Here is a 19474-nt window from a genome sequence, read left to right as displayed (position 1 = left end):
GGTGGGATCGGGGCCGGTGGACCGGGACCGGTGGATCGGTGCCGCTCAGTCGGCGCCGGACGTCGCCGTGGGCCACGCGGCACCGGGCTCGAGACCGGCCGTGGTCGCGGCGGCGCGGGCCCGGTCGAGGACGACGCGTGAGGGGAGCCCCGTGCGCCGCGCCACCGCGCCGACGTCGTCGAACTCGGGCATGGCCTGGACCACGCGCCCCGCGCGGTGGCCCACCTTGATGCGGATCCGTGCGGGCTCGGCGTCGTCCTCCCGAGCGGCCGTGCCCGCGCTCGTGCGCGTCGCGTAGTCGTCGTCGCCGTCGCCGGAGATCGGGACGGCCACGGTGACCCAGCCGCGCTCGACGGACTCCCGGGTCACGTCGACGCGGCGCAGCCCGAGGGTCGTGGTCTCCGACAGGACGACCGCCCCGAGCGCGTCGGCCGCGTCCGGGGACCCGAGGACGTGCAGGGTGTGCGCCGGGCGCCCCTTCTTCATGAGGATCGGCGTCAACCAGGCGTCCCACGCGCCGACCGCGAGCAACCGGTCCAGCACGACCGGCCACAGCCGCGGGTCGAGGTCGTCGACGTTCGCCTCGAGCACGACGGCGGCGCGGACGCCGTCGGGGTGCCCCCCGGGGTGGTCGGTCCCGGCCGGGGTCGACGACGTCGCGGGTCGCGCGTGGGTCGGCGCCGGCTGCCCGACGACGACGCGGACCACGTTCGCCCGACCGTGCGTGTCACGCGTCCCGGCCCCGACGCCCGAGGTCTCGACCCGAAGGGCGGGTAGCGGACCGGACGCGCCGGCCAGGGACGTGACCAGGGCGAGGCCGGTCGGCGTGGCGAGCTCGCCCTGACCGCCGGCGAGCACGTCCCAGCCGCGCGACAGCTCGAGCGTGGCGGGCGCCGGCACGGGCAGCTCTCCGTGGTGGGCGCGGATCGTGCCGGACCCGAGGGCGACGGGCGACACCACGACGGTCCCGACCCCGAGCGCCTCGACGCCCGCGCAGCTGCCGACCACGTCGGCGATCGCGTCGAGCGCGCCGACCTCGTGGAAGTGGACGCTCTCGGGCGGCACGCCGTGCACACGGCCCTCGGCGTCGGCGAGGCGGCCGAACGCCGCGAGGGCGCGGGCGCGGACGCCGTCGGGCAGGCCTGCGTCGTCGAGCAGCCCGCGGATCGTGGTCCAGCTGCGGTGCGGCGGGTCGTCGACGAGCACCTCGACCTCGACCTTGGTCGCGCGCAGACCCGCGCGGCTCACCTCGTGCTCGGTGAGCCGCACCGAGCCGGGGATGACAGTGTCCACCGCCGCCTGGAGCGTCGCGAGCGGGACGCCGGCGTCGACCACTGCTCCCAGCAGCATGTCCCCCGCGACCCCCGCCGAGGCGTCGATCCACATCAGCCCCGCAGCCATGGTCGGCGCCTCTCCGTCATGAGCACCGGCGTGCTCGCCCGCCCGGTCGGTCGCGCGGGCCGGCCCGAGGCTACCGGGCCGGAGGTGGTGAGCAGTCGAGGGTGTGCGCCGGCCGCCCCCGGCGCCCGCCTCGGCCGCCCCGGCGCCCGCCCCCGCCGCCGGCTCCGACCCCGCCCCCGCCGCCGGCTCTCGCCCCGGTGGGAACGGTCCCGCGGGGAAGCCCTTTCCAGTACCCTGGACCGCATGGCAGGACCCGTCACCCTGAGCCAGGTCGCGCGCGAGGCGGGCGTGTCCCTGGCCACCGCCTCCCGGGCGATCAACGGCAGCGCGAACCGCACCGTCCGCGACGACCTGCGCGAGCGCGTGCTGGCGACCGCCGAGCGGCTGCGCTACTTCCCGGACGCCAACGCCCAGGCCATGGCCCGGGGCCAGACGACGTCCATCGGCCTGATCGTCCACGACATCGCCGACCCGTACTTCTCGTCGATCGCCGCCGGGGTGTCGCTCGCCGCCGAGCGTGCCGGCCTCGCGGTCACGCTCGCGAGCACCCAGCACACCGCGTCCCGCGAACCGCGGTTCGTCGAGGTCCTCACCCGTCAGCGCGCGCGGGCGATCATCGTCGTCGGTGGTCGCCTGGACGACGCCGAGGCCAACGACCACATGCGCCGGTCGCTCGTCGACTTCCGCCGGGCAGGCGGATCCGTGGCGCTCGTCGGGCAGCCTCTGCTCGACGTCGACTCGGTGGTCATCGAGAACAGTCGGGGCGCGGCCGACCTCGCCCGCGCGCTGCACGGCCGGGGCTACCGGAGGTTCGCCGTCCTCGGTGGTCCGGCCAACCACCTCACCGCGCGCGACCGGCGCACCGGCTTCGGCGACGCGCTGACGGAGCTCGGCACGCCGGTCGACCCCGCCGTCGTGGTCGAGTGCGAATTCACGCGTGACGGCGGCTACGACGGCATGCGGCGGCTCCTCGCGGACTCCCCCGACGTCGACGTGGTCTTCGCCGTCAACGACGTCATGGCGGTCGGCGCCATCGCGGCCGCGCGCGACCTGGGCGTGAGCGTGCCCGGCGACGTCGGCGTCGCCGGGTTCGACGACATCGTCACGCTGCGCGACATCACCCCCGCGCTCTCCACGGTCCGCATCCCGCTCATCGAGGTCGGCGTCGCCGCGACCGAGCTCGCCCTCGCGACGACGTCGGCGGGCGAGCCGCGGCAGGTCCACGTCGAGGGCACCGTCGTGCTGCGTGAGTCCACGCCCGACCGCACGGCCTGACCGACCGCACGCTCGCAACGAGCGGCGTCGACCCCTCGTGAGTGCTTGACGACGAGGACCCGACGTCCGTAGGCTCGGGAAAGCGCATTCCTCGATGGAGAGCCGCGCGCCGGTCGGTGGCCGGTCCGGCACTCCCCGAGGCGCCACACCTCAACGCCGGTCAAACCACTCGGAGACACACCATGGCCTCGACAGTCCTTCGGATCGCGATGAACGGGATCACCGGGCGGATGGGGTACCGCCAGCACCTGCTGCGGTCGATCGTCCCCATCCGGGATGCCGGTGGCGTCGAGCTCACGGACGGCACGCGCGTCCAGGTCGAGCCGATCCTGGTCGGCCGGAACGAGGCCAAGATCCGCGAGATCGCGGAGCAGCACGGCATCGAGCACTGGACCACCGACGCGGACGCCGTGATCGCCGACCCGTCCGTCGACATCTACTTCGACGCCCAGGTGACGTCGCGCCGTGCCGCGGCCCTGACGGCCGCCATGAAGGCCGGCAAGCACATCTACACCGAGAAGCCGACCGCCGAGACGCTCGACGAGGCGATCGAGCTCGCGCGGCTCGCGCGCGACACGGGCATCACGGCCGGCGTCGTGCACGACAAGCTGTACCTGCCGGGCCTGGTCAAGCTGCGTCGCCTGGTGGACGAAGGGTTCTTCGGCCGCATCCTGTCCCTGCGCGGCGAGTTCGGCTACTGGGTCTTCGAGGGCGAGGTCCAGGCGGCCCAGCGGCCCAGCTGGAACTACCGCAAGGAGGACGGCGGCGGCATGACCGTCGACATGTTCTGCCACTGGAACTACGTGCTCGAGGGCATCCTCGGCGACGTGAAGTCCGTCGTCGCGAAGACGGCGACGCACATCCCCACCCGCTGGGACGAGCAGGGCAACGCCTACGACGCAACCGCGGACGACGCCTCGTACGGCATCTTCGAGGTCGAGACGCCCGCCGGTGACCCGGTGGTCGCGCAGATCAACTCCTCCTGGGCCGTGCGCGTCTACCGCGACGAGCTCGTCGAGTTCCAGGTCGACGGCACGCACGGCTCGGCCGTCGCGGGGCTCAACAAGTGCGTCGCCCAGCAGCGCGCGCACACGCCGAAGCCGGTGTGGAACCCGGACCTGCCGGTGACCGAGTCCTTCCGCGACCAGTGGCTCGAGGTGCCGGCGAACGGCGACCTCGACAACGGCTTCAAGCTGCAGTGGGAGGAGTTCCTGCGCGACGTCGTCGCCGGGCGCGAGCACCGCTTCGGCCTGCTGTCCGCGGCGCGCGGTGTGCAGCTCGCCGAGCTCGGCCTGCAGTCCTCCGCGGAGGGGCGTCGTCTCGAGATCCCCGCGATCTCCCTGTGAGCAGCGGAGCCGTCGTGGAGGCGTTCGGGCCGTCCGGCGACGCCGAGGGTGCGGATGTCGCGGCGGGCGGTGACATCTCGCGGCTGTCGCTCAACACCGCGACCACCAAGGCGTGGACCCTCGCCGAAGCGGTGGACGGCACGGTGCGCGCCGGCCTCGGTGCCATCGGCCTGTGGCGCGACCGCGTGGCCGAGGCGGGTCTGGCGGAGGCGGCGTCCCGCGTCGCCGACGCCGGCCTGCGCGTCTCCTCGCTGTGCCGCGGCGGCTTCCTGACCGCCGTCGACGACGCCGGACGCGCGGCGGCCCTCGAGGACAACCGCGCGGCGGTGGTCGAGGCCGCGACGCTGGGGACGTCCGAGCTGATCATGGTCGTCGGCGGTCTCCCGGCTGCCGGCGCACCGGCGTCCCCGCCCGTGCCCGGCGGCGACCGTGACCTCGTGGCGGCGCGGGGCGCGTCGCGGACCGGATCGCCGACCTCGTGCCCTTCGCGCAGGAGCACGGCGTCCGGCTGGTGCTCGAGCCGCTGCACCCGATGTTCGCGGCCGACCGCGCGGTCATCTCGACGCTGGGCCAGGCGCTCGACCTCGCGGAGCCGTTCCCCGCCGACGCGGTGGGCGTCGTCGTCGACACCTATCACGTGTGGTGGGATCCCGACCTGGAGGCGCAGATCATGCGCGCCGGGGCGCAGGGCCGACTCGCGTCGTACCAGGTGTGCGACTTCAACCTGCCGCTCGCGGCCGACGCCCTGCTGTCCCGCGGGTACATGGGCGACGGGTACGTCGACTTCGCGACCATCAGCCGGTGGGTCACCGCCGCTGGGTACACGGGCGACGTGGAGGTCGAGATCTTCAACCAGGCGATCTGGGACACCCCGGGCGACGAGGTGCTCGCCACCATCACGGAACGCTACACGCGGCACGTGCTGCCGGGGCTGGTCGCTGCGGCCGGCTGATGTCGCCGTAGCCGTCGTCGTCTTCCGATGATGCGCATGCGGCCGCGTCCCGGCCGCATGCGCATCTCCGTGGACGACGACGACGCGCGACGACGTCGTGCGCGCATTCGCCCTCCCCGTTCCGGCGACCCTTCCTCAGGCCGTCATGACCTGCGTGGTGTGCCGCGTTCGTCGTCGCCGGCGTTGTCAGGGTCGGTCAGGACGTCGCGGCGGTGGTCCGGTGCGTACTGAGCCAGGATGATCTCCGCCTGCACGACGGATCACCGCATGCGCCGCTTTCACGCGCTGGAGGCACGTCCGCTCCGCGGAGCTAGGCTGCGAGGCCGAGGCGACGAGAGGGGCTTGGCGTGGCCGGGACGACGAACACCGCGAAGACGACGGCGGCGACTGGACGGTCCGGCACCGCGACGGCACCGACCGGGGCGACCCTCGCCGAGGTGAGGGCCGAGCTGGCCGCTCTCGACGACCCGAGGGCACGCGCGGTGAACGAACGGCACGGCGACGACCACGGCGTGAACCTCACCCAGCTGCGCGCCCTCGCGAAGCGGCTGGGCACGCAGCCCGCGCTCGCCCGCGAGCTCTGGGCGACGCAGGATACCGCCGCGCGACTGGTCGCCGTCCTCATCTACCGACCGAAGGCGCTCGAGCGGGACGAGCTGGACGCCATGCTGCGCGAGGCGCGCCGCCCCAAGGTGCACGACTGGCTCGTCGGCTACGTGGTGAGAAGGAGCCCCACGCCGAGGCGCTACGCCTCGCGTGGTCCGCGGACCCCGACCCCGTGGTCGCCAGCGCGGGCTGGGCGCTCACCAGCGACCGGGTGGTCAAGAACCCGGACGGCCTCGACCTCGGCCGGCTCCTCGACGTCATCGAAGTCGAGATGCGCGACGCGACCGACCGCCTGCAGTGGGCGATGAACACCTGCCTCGCGCAGATCGGGATCACGCACGCCCAGCACCGCGCGCGGGCGATCGCGATCGGCGAGAGCCTCGGCGTGCTCGAGGACTACCCCACTCCCCGAACTGCACGTCGCCGTACGCGCCGGCCTGGATCGGCGAGATGGTGCGCCGGCAGAACGCCTGACGACCGCGGCACGCCCGGCGGGGCCGCGTCAGTGCAGCCCGGCCTTTGCGCGCGCGCCGGCCTGCGTACCCGCGCCGGCGCCCGAGCTCGCCCCGCCAGCGGACGTGCACCAGCGCGGGCCAGCCCCGGCACGAGGCCCGGCAGCAGCTCGGCGAACCGCTCGCCGATGTGCCGCTGGCCGGTCGCGTCCGGGTGCAGCAGGTCCGGCATGGGCATCGCATCCCACTCCACGGGGCCGAAGAGCTCGAGCCCGTCGAGGTACGTCAGGTACGGGTCAACCGCAGAGCGACGGGCGACGACGTCGGCCAGGGTCGCCCGGATCGCGCGGAGGCTGAGCTTGCCTTCTGCGACCTCCTCCGGGCGCCCCACGGTGCGGAACACGGGTGCGTCGCCGGGGGACGCCGGGTCGATCGACGTCGGACCCGGGGCGTCCTCGACCATCGGGCACAGGATCGGGGAGATGACCACGATCGGCGTCGTCGGGTGACCCTCACGGATCGTGTCGAGGAAGCCGTCGACCGCGGGGGCGAAGGTACGCCGACGGAAGCAGTCGTGGTTGACCACGTTGATGCCGAGCTTGAGCGTGATGAGGTTCGCCGGCTGGTCGCGGATCGCCCGGGCGGTGAACGGGTCCAGCACCGCATTGCCGGAAAGCCCGAGGTTCACCAGGTCGAGCCCGGCGCGGCGCGCGGCGACCACGGGCCAGATCCCGGTCGGGGAGTCCGCGTCCGCGCCGTGGCTGATCGAGCTGCCGTGGTGCACCCACCGCGGGCGCCCGCCCGTCCCGGTCGCCCGCGTCACCGGGGCGTCGGTGCGCAGCCCGACGAGGCGCGTCACCTCGCCGTACGGCAACCAGATCTCGACGTCCTTCTCGCCGGGCGGCAGCTCGGGGAACGCCACCGCGGTGACCGGACCCGGACCGCCCGTCGCGACCCCTGTCGTCGGGTCGAGGTCGATCACGCCGCACTCCCCGCGCCGGCCTGGCCCGCGAGCTCGCCGTCGACGACGAGGTCGTACAGGCCGCCGTCGGGCACGGGACGCCCGACGACGCGGGTCCGCGTCGCCCGCACGTCGAGCTCGATCCGGCGCGCAGTGGTGCGCAGCACGAGGCGGACGCCGGACGGCTGCTCCTCGCACATGCGCACGAAGTCGTCCGGCAGCTGCGCGCGTGACGCGGCCGGGAGGCGGTGCAGGACGACGCCGTCGGGCGTCGCCTCGCACTCGACCGCACCTAGGGCCCGTACCGGCCCACCGACGACCGCCGTCCGCACCCATCGCGTCATGAGGTCACTCCTGCTCGTGGTGCTGAGATCCGTGTGCTGAGTTGGTGGTGCTGGGGTGCCGTGCTGCTGCCGGTGGGGCCGGCGTCAGTAGACGTTGCGGTGCTCGCGGTACTCGCGCCAGACGTTCTCGAAGAAGTCGTCGTCCTCGGGGATGGGCCGCACCGGGCGCCAGACGAAGGTGGCCCGGCCGGCGGCGTCCTCGCTCCCGTCGGCGGCGGGGTTCCACGCCGCCTCCTGGATCTCGCCGTCGAGCGCGCCGCCGTCGAGCGAGAAGCGGAACAGCTCGGGCAGGTCCAGCTCGGTCCGGGCGTCGGGACCGTGGCCGACGACGGGCAGGTCGCCGTCCGGGTCGGTGTAGAGCACCGAGCCACGTGAGCGCCCGCCGTGCGCGACGTAGTCGGCCATCGCCGACAGGTAGACGTACGCCGTGGTGAGGATGTCCCGGACGAGAAAGGTGCGGTTGACCGCGCGACGCGACGACGCATCGGCGCTCACGAGGTCGTCGTAGCGCGCGAGCCAGTCGTGCACCTGAACCAGCGCCTCGTGGATCGACTGCGCCGACCGCACCGGACCGGCCTTGGCGCTCATCAGCTCGCCGACGTCGCGCAGCAGGTCACCGGTGTTGTCCGGCTCCCCGCCCCGGCGCGCGCAGTCGCGCGGCCGATGAGGTCGAGCGCACCGGCGAGCACCGGCTCGGCCGCAGCCGTGAAGGCGTCGTCGTCGGGCGGCGACGTGACCCGCTGGACCGCGATGTACTGCGCGGCCCGGGTGGCCCCGACCTGCCCGCTGTTCAGGGCGGCGCCGCCGGGACGGTAGACGCCGTGCGCACCGCCCGCCTCGCCGACCGGGAAGAACCCGGCGACGTTCGACTGCCACCAGGCGTCCACGACGAGCCCGCCGTTGTTGTGCTGGGCGCACACGTCGACCTCGAGCATCTCCTCGGCGAGGTCCACGTAGGGGTTCTTCTGCAGGTAGAACTCGTACGCGGGCAGGTTCATCTTCTTCAGGCGCTCGATCGGCGTCCCGAACAGCACGTCGGCGCGCTCGAGATACGTATGCGCCTCGGCCGACAGCGCGCTCGGGTCGAGCTCGGCCTGCACCGGGTTGCTCCGGAAGTCGAGGAACACCCGGCGCCCGCGCAGCACCGTCTCGCGGTACACGAGCAGGTCGATGAGGGACGAGCCGTCGACCGCCTTCCGGACGTCGAACGGCCACTGGTAGCCCTTGAGGAACACCAGGGACAGCAGCCGCCCGTAGTCGGGTATACCCTCGGTGAGGAACTCGCGCTCGTCGTTGCCGTCGGCGTCCGTGGAGACGAAGCGCGGGAGCACCTGCATGTACGTCCCGGAGACGTTCCAGCGCGGCTTGATCGACGCGAGGCCGAACTGCCACTCGGTGACGTTCTTGCCGTGCACGCCGGCGCGGTAGGCGGCGCCGGACGCACCCCACTGCCCGTTCGGGAACACCCGGGTCGCGTACAGCCCCGCCGGTCCCCCGGTGGCGTAGACGATGTTCGTGCAGCGGAAGAGCATGAACGGGCTCTCCGCCTCGGGGTCGTCCGGGTCCGACTTCACATCGGTGCGCAGCACGAGCATGCCGGCGATCTCGCCGTCGACGACCAGCAGGTCGACCACGCGGCAGTCGTCGAAGATCCGGGTGCCGTTGCGGGCGACCTTCTTCTCGAGCTGCTCGACCATCGAGCGCGACGTGTACGGGCCGACCGACGTCGCGCGGCGGCGCGGGTCGTGGTCGGTCTTGTAGCCGATGAACTCCCCGTACCGGTTCTGCGGGAACGGGACGCCGAGCTCGCACAGGCGCAGGAAGCCGCGGGCCGAGAGCGCCGCCTCGCACAGCGCGTTGTCGCCGTCCATCGCGCCGCCGGAGAACAGCGTCTCGGCCATCTCCCGCACGGAGTCGCCGTCGTCCCCGGAGAGCGTCATCTTGTAGTACGTCTGCTTGTCCGAGCCCGCGTTGCGCGAGGCCCCGGCGCCGACCTTGTCGGTCACCATGACGACGTCGGTCTGGCCGAACTCCCACAGCCGGTCCGCGGCGCAGAACCCGGCCGACCCGGTGCCCACCACCACCGTGTTCGCGGTGACGACCGGCACGGGGCGGCCGGCGATGCGGAACGTCTGCGGGTCGTGCGTGGTCATCGGGTCTCCTCGGTGCTGCGTGCTGCGTGCTGCGTGCTGCGGCGGGGCGGTGCGTGGTGCGGTGCGTCGGCTGGTCGTGCGGCGTGACGGCGGAGGTCAGAGGCGGGCGATGTGCATGCCGCCGTCGACGTGGAAGACCTCACCGGTCGAGTACGGGGCATCGCCGCGGACCAGCATGGCGACCGCACCGCCGACGTCGGACGGCTTGCCCCAGCGCGGCATCGGCGCCAGGCCGTTCGCGAGGAGGGCGTCGTACTTCTCGGTCACGCCGGCCGTCATGTCGGTCGCGACGACGCCGGGCCGCACCTCGTAGACGACGACGCCCTCGGGTGCCAGGCGCGCGGCCCACAGCTGGGTCGCCATCGCGACGCCCGCCTTGGAGATGCAGTAGTCGCCCCGGTTGGTCGACACCGTCGTGGCGGAGATCGACGAGACGTTGACGATCGTGGCGACCGGCCGGTCGGGCGTCCCGGTCGGCTCGCCGCGCAGGTCCAGCACCGCGCGGGCGAACGCCTGGGTGAGGAAGTACGGGCCGCGCAGGTTGATGCCGAGCACGCGGTCGAAGCTCTCGGTGCCGGCGTCGAGGATGTCGTCGCGGACCGTCGGGCCGACGCCGGCGTTGTTCACCAGCACGTCCAGGCGACCCCAGGCGTCGACGGCGTCCTGGACGTAGCGCGCGTGGTCGTCCGGCTCAGCGACGGAGCCCCGGACGTAGCGCACGCGGTCGTCCGCGCCGGCGAGCTCACGCAGCTCGGCCAGCACGTCCGTCGGCTCCTCGCGGGTCGCGAGGATCGAGACCGCGTACCCGTCGGCGAGCAGGCGCTGGGTGATCCCCAGGCCGATCCCGCGGTTGCCTCCGGTCACCAGTGCCACAGCCGCCATCGGACGTGTCCCTTCGTCGGTTCGTCATCGAGCCCGTACGCGCCGCGGAGGCGCGCGTCGATCCTGGCATGACGGGAGGGCTTCGGGCAAGCGCTTTCCGGCGAGCCCGGCGGGCGGTGACTCAGCCGGCGCGAGTTGCCCCGGCCGCGGCGTCGCCGAACCGGTGCCGCAGGCGGCGGTGGCGGTGGGTGAAGACGGCGGCGACCAACGCACGGTGCGGACGGCTCGCCCACGGCAGGCGAGGCTCGAAGCGCACGCGGTCGGAGAGCCGGCTCCCGCCGTCGTGCGCGACCACGGTCCGGTGGTGCTCCCACACCGGGGCACTGAGCATGCGCGACCGCTCGAGGAACTCCCCGGGGGCGAGGTGGACGACGGTGAGGTCGTCGTAGTCGACCGGGAGCACGCCGGCGAGCAGTAACCGGCTGCGGAACAGGCGCTCGCCGAGGACCACCGTCTCGGGGTCCAGCCGGGCACCGGGCGGCGCGGTCATCCGTAGCCACGGCCACAGCTCGGCGTCGACGCCGGCCATCGTGCCGATCTCCCGCCAGACGACGTCGGGCGGGGCCGCGAGCACGGACGAGGCGACCACCGTCGGGGAGCCCGGCGGTGGCGACGGCCGCACCGTCACCGGTGGTGGACCCCGTGCGCGCGGCGCTCCGCCGCGTCCCACGCGGCGTCGTCGGGCACGAGGACGCCAGGCGTGTACCGGGACATCTCGTGACCGCGTGAGCCGACCGCACGCAGCGCGGCCAGGTCGCCGGTCAGGACGCCGGCGCCCCGGGCCTGGACCAGCACGTTGCCGAGCGCGGCTGCCTCGACCGGGCCGGCGACGACCGGCAGGCCGGTCGCGTCCGCGGTGAGCTGACAGAGCAGCGTGTTCCGGACCCCGCCGCCGACCATGTGCACGACGTCGACCGGCTGGGCGGCCAGCGCTCCGGCCTGCCGGACGGCGCGCCGGTAGGCCAGGGCCAGGGAGTCGAGGATGCAGCGCACCGTCTCGGCCTGCGACGCCGGGGGCGTCTGGCCGGTGCGCTCGGCGGCGGCTGCGATCCGCGCCGGCATGTCGCCCGGCGGGAGGAAGGCGGCGTCGTCCACGTCGACCACCGTGGTGAGGGCCGGGATGCCGGCGGCGTCGTCGAGCAGGTCGTGGAGGTCCGCGGGCAGGCCGGCGGCCTCCCACGTCCGGATCGCCTCCTGCAGGACCCACAGACCTATGACGTTGCGCAGGTAGCGGACGGTGCCGTCCACGCCGAGCTCGTTGGTGAAGTTCGCCGCGCGGCTCTCCTCGGTGAGGACGGGCGCGTCGAGCTCGAGACCGACGAGCGACCACGTGCCGCACGAGATGTATGCGACGTCCGGGCCCGAGGTGGGCACGCCGACCACCGCGGAAGCGGTGTCGTGCGAGCCGACCGCGAACACCGGCAGCGGGGCGCCGTGGCCGAGCGCCTCGAGCACCTCCGGCCGCACGGTCCCGATCGTGCTCCCGGCCTCACGGACCGGTGGCAGCAGGTCCGTGTCGACCCCGAGCGCCGCGGCGAGGTCGGTCGCCCAGGTGCGCGTGGTGACGTCCAGGAGACCGGTGGTCGACGCGTTCGTCACCTCCGCGCCCTGCGCGCCGGTGAGCCAGTACGCGAGCAGGTCCGGGATCAGGAGCAGGCGTCGGGCCGCGCCGAGCTGAGCGCTACCGGCGGTGGCCACGAGCTGGAACACGGTGTTGAACGGCTGGACCTGCAACCCGGTGCGGGCGTACAGGTCAGCTGCCGGGACCGTGGCGAACACCCGGTCCGGGACGCCGTCGGTCCGGGCGTCGCGGTAGTGCACCGGGTTGCCGAGCAGGACGCCGTCCGCGTCCAGCAAGCCATAGTCCACCGCCCAGGAGTCGATCCCGACGCCCGAGAGCGTCCCGAACGTCCGCGTCGCGACCCGCAGCCCGTCGAGGACGCCGCGGTAGAGCGCCAGGACGTCCCAGTGCAGGGTCGGGGCGCCGTCCCCCGCACCCCGCCCGACGGCGACCGGCGTGTTCGGGAAGCGGTGGACCTCGTGGAGCTCGACGTGGTGCCGCCCCGGGTCGCCCTGCACCCGGCCGACGATGACGCGCCCGCTGGACGCGCCGAGGTCGACCGCGGCGAAGGCCGGGGCGTGCCCCGCCCCCGCGCGGCGTCGTCGGGCACGAGCTCGTCCGGCGCCCCGCCGTCGGGCACGTCGCCTGTGGTCGCCACGCCGCTACCGCAGGAACGCCGCGGCGACGCCGGAGTCCACCGGGACGTGCAGACCGGTGGTCTGCACGAGGTCCGGCCCGGTCAGCACGAAGACCGCGGCGGCCACGTGCTCGGGCAGCACCTCGCGCTTGAGGAGCGTGCGCTGGGCGTAGTAGGCGCCCAGCTCGGACTCCGGGACGCCGTAGGTGGCGGCGCGCTGGGCGCCCCACCCGCCGGCGAAGATGCCCGAGCCGCGGACCACGCCGTCGGGGTTGACCCCGTTGACGCGGATGCCGTGCCCGCCGAGCTCGGCCGCGAGCAGCCGGACCTGGTGCGCCTGGTCCGCCTTGGTCGCCGAGTAGGCGATGTTGTTTGGGCCGGCGAACAGCGAGTTCTTCGAGGCGATGTAGACCATGTCGCCGCCCATCCCCTGCGCGATCATCGCGCGGGCCGCCTCACGGGCCACGAGGAATGAGCCCTTCGCCATGACGTCGTGCTGGAGGTCCCAGTCCTTCGCGGTGGTCTCCAGCAGCGGCTTGGAGATGGACAGACCCGCGTTGTTGACCACGAGGTCCACCCCGCCGAAAGCGAGCGCCGCGGCGTCGACCAGCGCGCGGACGTCGTCCTCGGACGTCACGTCGGCCCGGACGGCGACGGCGACGTCGGGCCCTCCGAGCGAGTCGGCGACCTCCTGCGCGCCCTCGACGTTGAGGTCCGCGATGACGACGCACGCGCCCTCGGCCGCGAGCCGCTCGGCGATGGCCTTGCCGATGCCGGACCCGGCGCCGGTGACCAGCGCGACGCGCGTCGCGAGCGGCTTGGGCTTCGGCATGCGCGCGAGCTTGGCCTCCTCGAGCGCCCAGTACTCGATGCGGAACTTCTCGGCCTCGTCGATCGGCGCGTAGGTGCTGATCGCCTCGGCTCCGCGCATCACGTTGATCGCGTTGACGTAGAACTCCCCGCGACCCGCGCGGTCTGCTTGTCCTTGCCCCACGAGAACATGCCGACGCCGGGCACCAGCACGATCGCCGGGTCCGCGCCGCGCATGGCGGGGCTGTCCGGGGTCGCGTTGCTCTCGTAGTAGCCGGCGTAGTCCTCGCGGTACGCGGCGTGCAGCTCACCCAGCCGCGCGACGACGTCGTCGACGGGCGCGTCGGCGGGGAGGTCGACGACGAGCGGCTTGACCTTGGTGCGCAGGAAGTGGTCCGGGCACGAGGTGCCGAGCTCGGCGAGCGGGGCCAGCCGCTCGCGCGCGACGAAGTCCAGGACGACGTCGGAGTCGGTGAAGTGACCGACCTGGGGTCGGTCGGTGCTCGCCAGGCCGCGGATCACCGGCGCGAGCGCGGCAGCCTTCGCGCGGCGCTCGGCCTCGGGCAGCGCCTCCCGCCCGGGGACGACGGCGCCGAACGGGTGCTCGCCGCGGGCCTCGAGCTCGGCGGTGCGGCCGGCGATGAACGCCTCGGCCTCCGCGATGATCCGCAGGGACCGGCTCTCCGCCTCGTCGCTGGTGTCGCCCCAGGCGGTGATGCCGTGCCCGCCGAGGACGCAGCCGATCGCCTCCGGGTGGGCGGCCTTGATGGCCGCGATGTCGAGACCGAGCTGGAAGCCGGGCCGGCGCCACGGGACCCAGGCGACCGCGTCGCCGAAGATCTCCCGGGTGAGCGACTCGCCGTCCGCGGCGGTGGCGACGGCGATGCCGGCGTCGGGGTGCAGGTGGTCCACGTGCGCGGCGTCGACCAGCCCGTGCATCGCGGTGTCGATCGACGGAGCGGCGCCGCCCTTGCCGTGCAGGCAGAAGTCGAACGCGGCGACCATCTCGTCCTCGCGGTCGATCCCCGGGTAGACGTCCACGAGCGAGCGCAGGCGGTCCAGGCGCAGGACGGCGAGGTTGGCGGCCTTGAGGGTGCCGAGGTCACCGCCGGAGCCCTTGACCCAGAGCAGCTCGACCGGCTGCCCGGTCACCGGGTCGGTCTCGGTGCCCTTGGCGGAGGTGTTGCCGCCGGCGTAGTTCGTCGTGCGTGGGTCGGCGCCGAGGCGGTTGGAGCGGGCGATCAGCTGCTCGGCGGGCGAGCCACCGGTCGCCGGCGCGGGGTTCGTGGTGTCGCTCATCGGTCAGGCTCCCCATCCGGCCTGCGCGCCACCGACGCGCTCGGCCACGATCGTCTCGGTGTAGCCCGAGGCGGCGAAGGCGGCCATCGGGTCAGGGTCCAGGCCCTGGGACTCGCGCAGCCCCCGCAGCAGCGGGCGCACGTCGGTGTTGTAGGCGTCCATCAGCGCGCCGTTCGCCGCGAGGACGTCCCCGGACCGCTGCGCCGCGGCGAGCGCGTCCCGGTCCACGAGGAGGGCCTTGGCCGTCGCCTCCTGGACGTTCATCACGGAGCGGATCTGCGCCGGGATCTTCGGCTCGATGTTGTGGCACTGGTCGAGCATGAAGTTCACGCCCGAGTCGGGGGCGAGGGCGCCCGCGCGGACGATCTCGTGCAAGATCCGGAACAGCTGGAACGGGTCCGCGGCGCCGACCATGAGGTCGTCGTCGGCGTAGAACCGGGAGTTGAAGTCGAACGCCCCGAGGCGTCCCACCCGCAGCAGCTGCGCGACGATGAACTCGATGTTGGTGCCCGGTGCGTGGTGGCCGGTGTCGAGCACGACCATCGCGCGGTCACCCAGGGCGAGGCAGTGCAGCAGCGACGTCCCCCAGTCCGGGACGTCCATCGAGTAGAACGCCGGCTCGAAGAACTTGTACTCGAGGACGAGTCGCTGGTCCTCCCCCAGGCCGGCGTAGATCTCGGCGAGCCCCTCGGCCAACCGGTCCTGGCGGGCGCGCAGGTCGTCCTGGCCCGGGTAGTTCAGCCCGTCCGGGAGCCAGATCTTGAGGTCGGTCGACCCGGTGGCCCGCATGACCTCGAGGCACTCGAGGTGGTGCCGGACGGCCTTGGCGCGGACGCGGGCGTCGGGGTGCGTGAGCGACCCGAGCATGTAGTCGTCGTCCTGGAACAGGTTCGAGTTGATCGTCCCGATCGTGACGCCGTGCTCGTCGGCGTGGGCCGCCAGAGCGGCGTAGTCCTCGACCTTGTCCCACGGGATGTGCAGGGACACGCGCGGCGCGACGCCCGTGTACCGGTGCACCTGCGCGGCGTCCGCGATCTTCTCGAACGGGTCACGCGGCACCCCCGCCTGCGCGAACACCTTGAACCGCGTGCCCGAGTTGCCGAAAGCCCAGCTCGGCAGCTCGATGGTCTGGTCGCGCAGCGCCGCGAGGGCCTGCTCCTGCCGGTCGACGCCGTCCGACGTCGTCGTCTGCGTGCTCACGTTGTGCCTCTTCGTCCGGTGCCTGGCGTCCCACGACGTTGTGAAACGTTTCAAGACGCAACGGTAACCGGTGTGTCGACCACGGTCAACACCTCGCGGTGATGCTGATCCCGTCGCCCCGTCGCCCCGTCGCCCCGTCGCCCCGTCGCCCCGTCGCCCCGTCGCCCCGTCGCCCCGTCGCCCCGTCGCCCCGTCGGCCCGTCGCCCCGTCGGCCCGGCGCGACTCAGCGGGCGGGCTCCCCGCCGTCCCGCCTGGTGGCGGCGACGGCGGCGCGCTGGGCGTCGAGGTCGAAGACGCACTCGAGCTGCACGAACCCCTCGTCCGGCGGGCCGTCGCTGCCGAAGAGCTGCGCCATCTCGGCCTGCCAGCGGGTGTTGACCTCGCGTGCCGCCATCGCCTCACGGACGGCGTCGAAGTCGTCGACGTCCACCACCCCGACCAGCAGGCCGTCCGGCGACAGGTGCAGCGTGTAATCCCGCCATCCCGTCTCGTGCAGCGCGTCCAGCATCTCCGGCCACACCTCGGCGTGCCGCCGCTTGTAGGTCTCGATCTGGTCGGCCCGGATGCGGGAGATGAAGCAGACGCGCGCCATGGGGTTCCTCACCGGGCGCCGGCCCGGGACCGGGACGCCGCTCCATTGCTCACCTGAATCGATTCATGGGCAGAATGACCGTACGAGGCGGCCACCGGAGCGTCAACCGGCGTCCGCGCAGCGCAGCAGAGGGAGCCCCGTGGCCATCACCCCGGACCGTGCCGACGTGCCCGACGTCGCCCTGTCGGACGCCGACCTGCCGACCGGCGAGGCGTCGACTGCCGCCGTGCCGGCCGGCGACTCGCGCGGCCCCGGCACGCGACGACGGGGCCCGCGGCGCACGAGCATCAGCGACGTCGCCCGGCACGCCGGCGTCTCCCTCGGGACGGTCTCGAACGTGCTCAACCGTCCCGATCGCGTCTCGGAGACGACCCGGGAGCGCGTCCAGCGTGCGATCGAGGAGCTCTCCTTCATCCCCAACGGCTCCGCGCGCCAGCTGCGGGCCGGGACGATCTCGACGGTGGGCGCCGTGCTCCTCGACATCGCGAACCCGTTCTTCACCGAGGTCGCCCGGGGCATCGAGGACCGCCTTGCCCTCGACGACTACACGCTCATGCTCGCGAGCTCGGACGGCGACCTCGCGCGCGAGGCACGGTACCTGCGGCTGTTCGAGGAGCACGGCGTGCTCGGCGTGCTGGTCACGCCGGCGGGCGCCGACGTCGACCACCTGCTCGAGCTGCGGTCCCGCGGCGTGCAGGTCGTCCTGCTCGACCAGAACTCCCCCGTCGCCGACGTCTCGTCCGTCGCAGTCGACGACGTCGCGGGCGCGGCCATGGCCGTGCGTCACCTGCTGTCGCTCGGCCACCGGCGGGTCGGCTTCATCAACGGGCCGTCGACCATCCAGCAGTGCGTCGACCGGCGTGCCGGCGCCCTGCGGGCGCTCGACGATGCGGGCTCGGCGCCTCCGCGCTGGTCGAGGTGGAGGTGCCCGCGCTCAACGCCGACGGCGGGGAGGCCGGCGTCACCCAGCTGCTCGACGGCGGCCCCGTCCCCACCGCGTTGTTCTGCGTCAACGACCTCACCGCGCTCGGTGCCATGCGCACGCTGCGCGCGCACGGACTGCGGATCCCGGACGACATGGCCGTCGTGGGGTACGACGACGTCAACTTCGCGTCGATGCTCACCACACCGCTGACCTCGGTGCGGCAGCCCACGCACCGCCTGGGTGAGGTCGCCGCCGACCTCCTCCTGCGCGGCGCGGGGCCCGACGGCGCGCCGGCCCAGCACGTCGAGTTCCAGCCCGAGCTCGTGGTGCGTGCGTCGTCGGGTGGTGCGCCGGCGCCCGCCGCGGGTGCTGTCAGCCCGCCTGCTCGCTGAACGCCGCGTCGCCTGCGACGAACGAGCCGCCGGACCCTGCTCGGTTCACCCGGCTGAGCGGAGGTCTCCGGACGGGCTCCGGCCGTCCTCCCCTGCGCCGGCGGGCGCCAGGCGGGTGTGGAGCCGACCGCTTCGGCGAGGCGCTGCGCGATGCTCCCGAGCTGCCGTGTCTGCGCATCGCTGAGTGAGTCGAAGACGAGGTGCTTGACGAGCGCGTGGTGAGCGGGTGTCGACCGCGCGACCATGCGGTGGCCCTCCTCGGTGAGGACGGCCAGGGTGAACCGCCCGTCGGTCGGGTCGCTCTCGCGGCGGACCCACCCCTTCGCCTCGAGGCGGGTGACCGCGCGGGACAGCCGCGACAGCGTGGCGCTGGCGAAGCCGGCGAGCGTGCTCATCCGCAGGGTGCGCTCCGGCGCGCTGTCGAGTGCGTAGAGCACACCGTGCTCGAAGTGTGTGAGGCCGCTGTCCCGCTGCAGCTGCGCGTCGAGCGCCGCGGGCAGCCGTTCCAGCAGCGTGGCGAGCGACACCCAGACGCCGAACTCCGCCTCCGTCATCCCGGCGGGTTCCGGCTGCATCGACATGCCGGAAGGCTATGCCACCGGTCCCGCTCCCCGGCGGGGTCACTTGCCTGAGCAAGTGCTAGCCTCCCCGAGTCACTTGCCCGAGCAAGTAAGCCGAGGCGTGCGGAGCACGGACTGCAGAGGAGCCATCGTGGAACTGGGACTGCACGGCAGGACGGCGTTCATCAGCGGATCGACGCAGGGAATCGGGTACGCGATCGCCTCTGCGCTCACCGCCGAGGGCGTCCACGTGACGGTGAACGGGCGGGACGCGGGGCGGGTCGGAGCCGCCGTCGACCGCCTCCGCCAGGAGCACCCCGGCTCCGATCCGTCCGGACTGGTCGCCGACTTCAGCGAGCCCACCGACGTGGCGCGACTGCTCGAGTCCCTCGAGGCCGTCGACATCCTCGTGAACAACGTCGGACTGTTCGGTCTCGCCGAGTTCGAGGACATCGCCGACGACGCGTGGACCCGCTACTTCGAGGTCAACGTCATGAGCGGCGTCCGGCTGTCCCGGCACGTCCTGCCCCGGATGCTGGAGCGCGGCTGGGGACGGATCATCTTCATCAGCAGCGAGTCCGGTGTGAACGTCCCCGCCGACATGATCCATTACGGGATGACGAAGGCGGCGATGCTCGCACTCGGCAACGGACTCGCCAAGCGCACCCGCGGCACGGCGGTCACCGTCAACACCGTGCTCGGCGGGCCCACCTTCTCCGACGGCGTCGCAGCGACCGTGGAGCGGATCGCCGCCACGCAGGACATCCCGACCGAGGCGATGCGGGACGCGATCATCGCCCAGAACCCGACGACCCTCCTGCAGCGCTTCATCACGCCGGCCGAGATCGCCCACCTGGTCACCTACGTCGCCAGCCCGTTGGCATCCGCGACGAACGGGGCGTCGCTCCGCGCGGATGGCGGAGTCCTCACGACCATGCTGTAGCCCGGGCGCCGACCGGGCCGAGCGTGGTGTGCACGGGACCGCGCTGACGTCGTGCTGCTCAGCTCGGCGCGGCTCCCACCTCCATACTCCTCCTGTGGAGGACCACGCCTGGCCGTACGAGCGGCCGCCCGATGCCCTGGGAGCCGTCGTCCACGGGCCTGCCCTCCTGGCTCGACACGCCG

General features: G+C 73.4%; 13 protein-coding genes and 6 pseudogenes. 7 read left to right on the top strand and 12 right to left on the bottom strand.

The annotated features are described in order from the left end of the window. Positions 1 to 45 precede the first annotated feature (45 nt). On the bottom strand, positions 46 to 1401 hold the full coding sequence (gene larC, locus REH70_RS08985; RefSeq protein WP_310753822.1) for a nickel pincer cofactor biosynthesis protein LarC: 1356 nt from the start codon (positions 1399 to 1401) through the stop codon (positions 46 to 48). Between the two features lie 243 nt (positions 1402 to 1644). Between larC and REH70_RS08980 the strand changes: the two genes are divergently transcribed. The 4 genes and pseudogenes from REH70_RS08980 to REH70_RS08965 all read left to right on the top strand — a co-directional run bounded on the left by REH70_RS08980 (position 1645) and on the right by REH70_RS08965 (position 6054). Continuing rightward, entirely contained in the window at positions 1645 to 2676 is a 1032-nt protein-coding gene (locus REH70_RS08980; protein ID WP_310753820.1) for a LacI family DNA-binding transcriptional regulator, read from the top strand. 182 nt (positions 2677 to 2858) lie between these two features. Further along, entirely contained in the window at positions 2859 to 4022 is a 1164-nt protein-coding gene (locus REH70_RS08975) for a Gfo/Idh/MocA family oxidoreductase (protein ID WP_310753819.1), read from the top strand. A 74-nt stretch (positions 4023 to 4096) separates the two neighbouring features. Beyond that, positions 4097 to 4974, top strand: a pseudogene (locus REH70_RS08970) (sugar phosphate isomerase/epimerase family protein). 437 nt (positions 4975 to 5411) lie between these two features. Next, positions 5412 to 6054: pseudogene (locus REH70_RS08965) on the top strand (DNA alkylation repair protein). 231 nt (positions 6055 to 6285) lie between these two features. On the opposite strand, the pseudogene REH70_RS08960 reads toward REH70_RS08965, so the two are convergent. The 10 genes and pseudogenes from REH70_RS08960 to REH70_RS08915 form a co-directional block, all read right to left on the bottom strand. Then, positions 6286 to 6816, bottom strand: a pseudogene (locus tag REH70_RS08960) (SGNH/GDSL hydrolase family protein); the annotation flags it as partial. Positions 6817 to 7010: 194 nt separating this feature from the next. Next, positions 7011 to 7337, bottom strand: coding sequence for a hypothetical protein (locus REH70_RS08955; protein ID WP_310753818.1), 327 nt, complete (start codon positions 7335 to 7337; stop codon positions 7011 to 7013). A gap of 84 nt (positions 7338 to 7421) precedes the next feature. Next, positions 7422 to 7925 carry a hypothetical protein gene (locus REH70_RS08950; protein ID WP_310753817.1) on the bottom strand — a complete coding sequence of 168 codons (504 nt, stop codon included), beginning with the start codon at positions 7923 to 7925 and terminating at the stop codon, positions 7422 to 7424. Then, a complete protein-coding gene (locus REH70_RS08945; RefSeq protein WP_310753815.1) occupies positions 7925 to 9490 on the bottom strand; it encodes an FAD-binding protein in 1566 nt (521 codons plus the stop codon). The genes REH70_RS08950 and REH70_RS08945 overlap by 1 nt, the downstream gene beginning before the upstream one ends. A gap of 96 nt (positions 9491 to 9586) precedes the next feature. Next, on the bottom strand, positions 9587 to 10372 hold the full coding sequence (locus REH70_RS08940; RefSeq protein ID WP_310753814.1) for a 3-ketoacyl-ACP reductase: 786 nt from the start codon (positions 10370 to 10372) through the stop codon (positions 9587 to 9589). 121 nt (positions 10373 to 10493) lie between these two features. Then, on the bottom strand, positions 10494 to 10946 hold the full coding sequence (locus REH70_RS08935; protein ID WP_310753813.1) for a hypothetical protein: 453 nt from the start codon (positions 10944 to 10946) through the stop codon (positions 10494 to 10496). Between the two features lie 50 nt (positions 10947 to 10996). Continuing rightward, positions 10997 to 12451 carry a rhamnulokinase family protein gene (locus tag REH70_RS08930; RefSeq protein ID WP_310753811.1) on the bottom strand — a complete coding sequence of 485 codons (1455 nt, stop codon included), beginning with the start codon at positions 12449 to 12451 and terminating at the stop codon, positions 10997 to 10999. A gap of 144 nt (positions 12452 to 12595) precedes the next feature. Next, positions 12596 to 14679: pseudogene (locus REH70_RS08925) on the bottom strand (bifunctional aldolase/short-chain dehydrogenase). A 3-nt stretch (positions 14680 to 14682) separates the two neighbouring features. After that, entirely contained in the window at positions 14683 to 15879 is a 1197-nt protein-coding gene (gene rhaI / locus REH70_RS08920) for an L-rhamnose isomerase (RefSeq protein WP_396134699.1), read from the bottom strand. Positions 15880 to 16103: 224 nt separating this feature from the next. Beyond that, complete coding sequence (locus REH70_RS08915; RefSeq protein ID WP_310753810.1) at positions 16104 to 16472, bottom strand: L-rhamnose mutarotase; 369 nt, start codon at positions 16470 to 16472, stop codon at positions 16104 to 16106. On the opposite strand from REH70_RS08915, the pseudogene REH70_RS08910 reads away from it, so the two are divergent. Together REH70_RS08910 and REH70_RS08905 are read left to right on the top strand one after the other, a co-directional pair. After that, positions 16444 to 17310: pseudogene (locus REH70_RS08910) on the top strand (LacI family DNA-binding transcriptional regulator); the annotation flags it as partial. The gene REH70_RS08915 and the pseudogene REH70_RS08910 sit on opposite strands and share 29 nt — an antisense overlap. A gap of 8 nt (positions 17311 to 17318) precedes the next feature. Beyond that, on the top strand, positions 17319 to 17789 hold the full coding sequence (locus tag REH70_RS08905; protein WP_310754215.1) for a substrate-binding domain-containing protein: 471 nt from the start codon (positions 17319 to 17321) through the stop codon (positions 17787 to 17789). A gap of 341 nt (positions 17790 to 18130) precedes the next feature. Here the strand turns inward: REH70_RS08905 and REH70_RS08900 are convergent. Further along, a pseudogene (locus tag REH70_RS08900) lies at positions 18131 to 18343 on the bottom strand (MarR family transcriptional regulator); the annotation flags it as partial. Positions 18344 to 18500: 157 nt separating this feature from the next. Between REH70_RS08900 and REH70_RS08895 the strand changes: the two are divergent. Then, complete coding sequence (locus tag REH70_RS08895) at positions 18501 to 19292, top strand: SDR family oxidoreductase (protein ID WP_310753809.1); 792 nt, start codon at positions 18501 to 18503, stop codon at positions 19290 to 19292. The last annotated feature ends 182 nt before the right edge of the window (positions 19293 to 19474 follow it).

Origin of the sequence: Cellulomonas sp. ATA003 (assembly GCF_031582905.1) — a bacterium.
Lineage (GTDB): Bacteria > Actinomycetota > Actinomycetes > Actinomycetales > Cellulomonadaceae > Pengzhenrongella.
This window is presented reverse-complemented; position numbering and strand designations above follow the sequence as displayed.

What these genes read in the sequence shown, in the direction of transcription:
- larC (WP_310753822.1), bottom strand. Translation starts at nt 1,401, where the DNA reads ATGGCTGCGGGGCTGATGTGGATCGACGCCTCGGCGGGGGTCGCGGGG.
- REH70_RS08980 (WP_310753820.1), top strand. Translation starts at nt 1,645, where the DNA reads ATGGCAGGACCCGTCACCCTGAGCCAGGTCGCGCGCGAGGCGGGCGTG.
- REH70_RS08975 (WP_310753819.1), top strand. Translation starts at nt 2,859, where the DNA reads ATGGCCTCGACAGTCCTTCGGATCGCGATGAACGGGATCACCGGGCGG.
- REH70_RS08955 (WP_310753818.1), bottom strand. Translation starts at nt 7,337, where the DNA reads ATGACGCGATGGGTGCGGACGGCGGTCGTCGGTGGGCCGGTACGGGCC.
- REH70_RS08950 (WP_310753817.1), bottom strand. Translation starts at nt 7,925, where the DNA reads ATGAGCGCCAAGGCCGGTCCGGTGCGGTCGGCGCAGTCGATCCACGAG.
- REH70_RS08945 (WP_310753815.1), bottom strand. Translation starts at nt 9,490, where the DNA reads ATGACCACGCACGACCCGCAGACGTTCCGCATCGCCGGCCGCCCCGTG.
- REH70_RS08940 (WP_310753814.1), bottom strand. Translation starts at nt 10,372, where the DNA reads ATGGCGGCTGTGGCACTGGTGACCGGAGGCAACCGCGGGATCGGCCTG.
- REH70_RS08915 (WP_310753810.1), bottom strand. Translation starts at nt 16,472, where the DNA reads ATGGCGCGCGTCTGCTTCATCTCCCGCATCCGGGCCGACCAGATCGAG.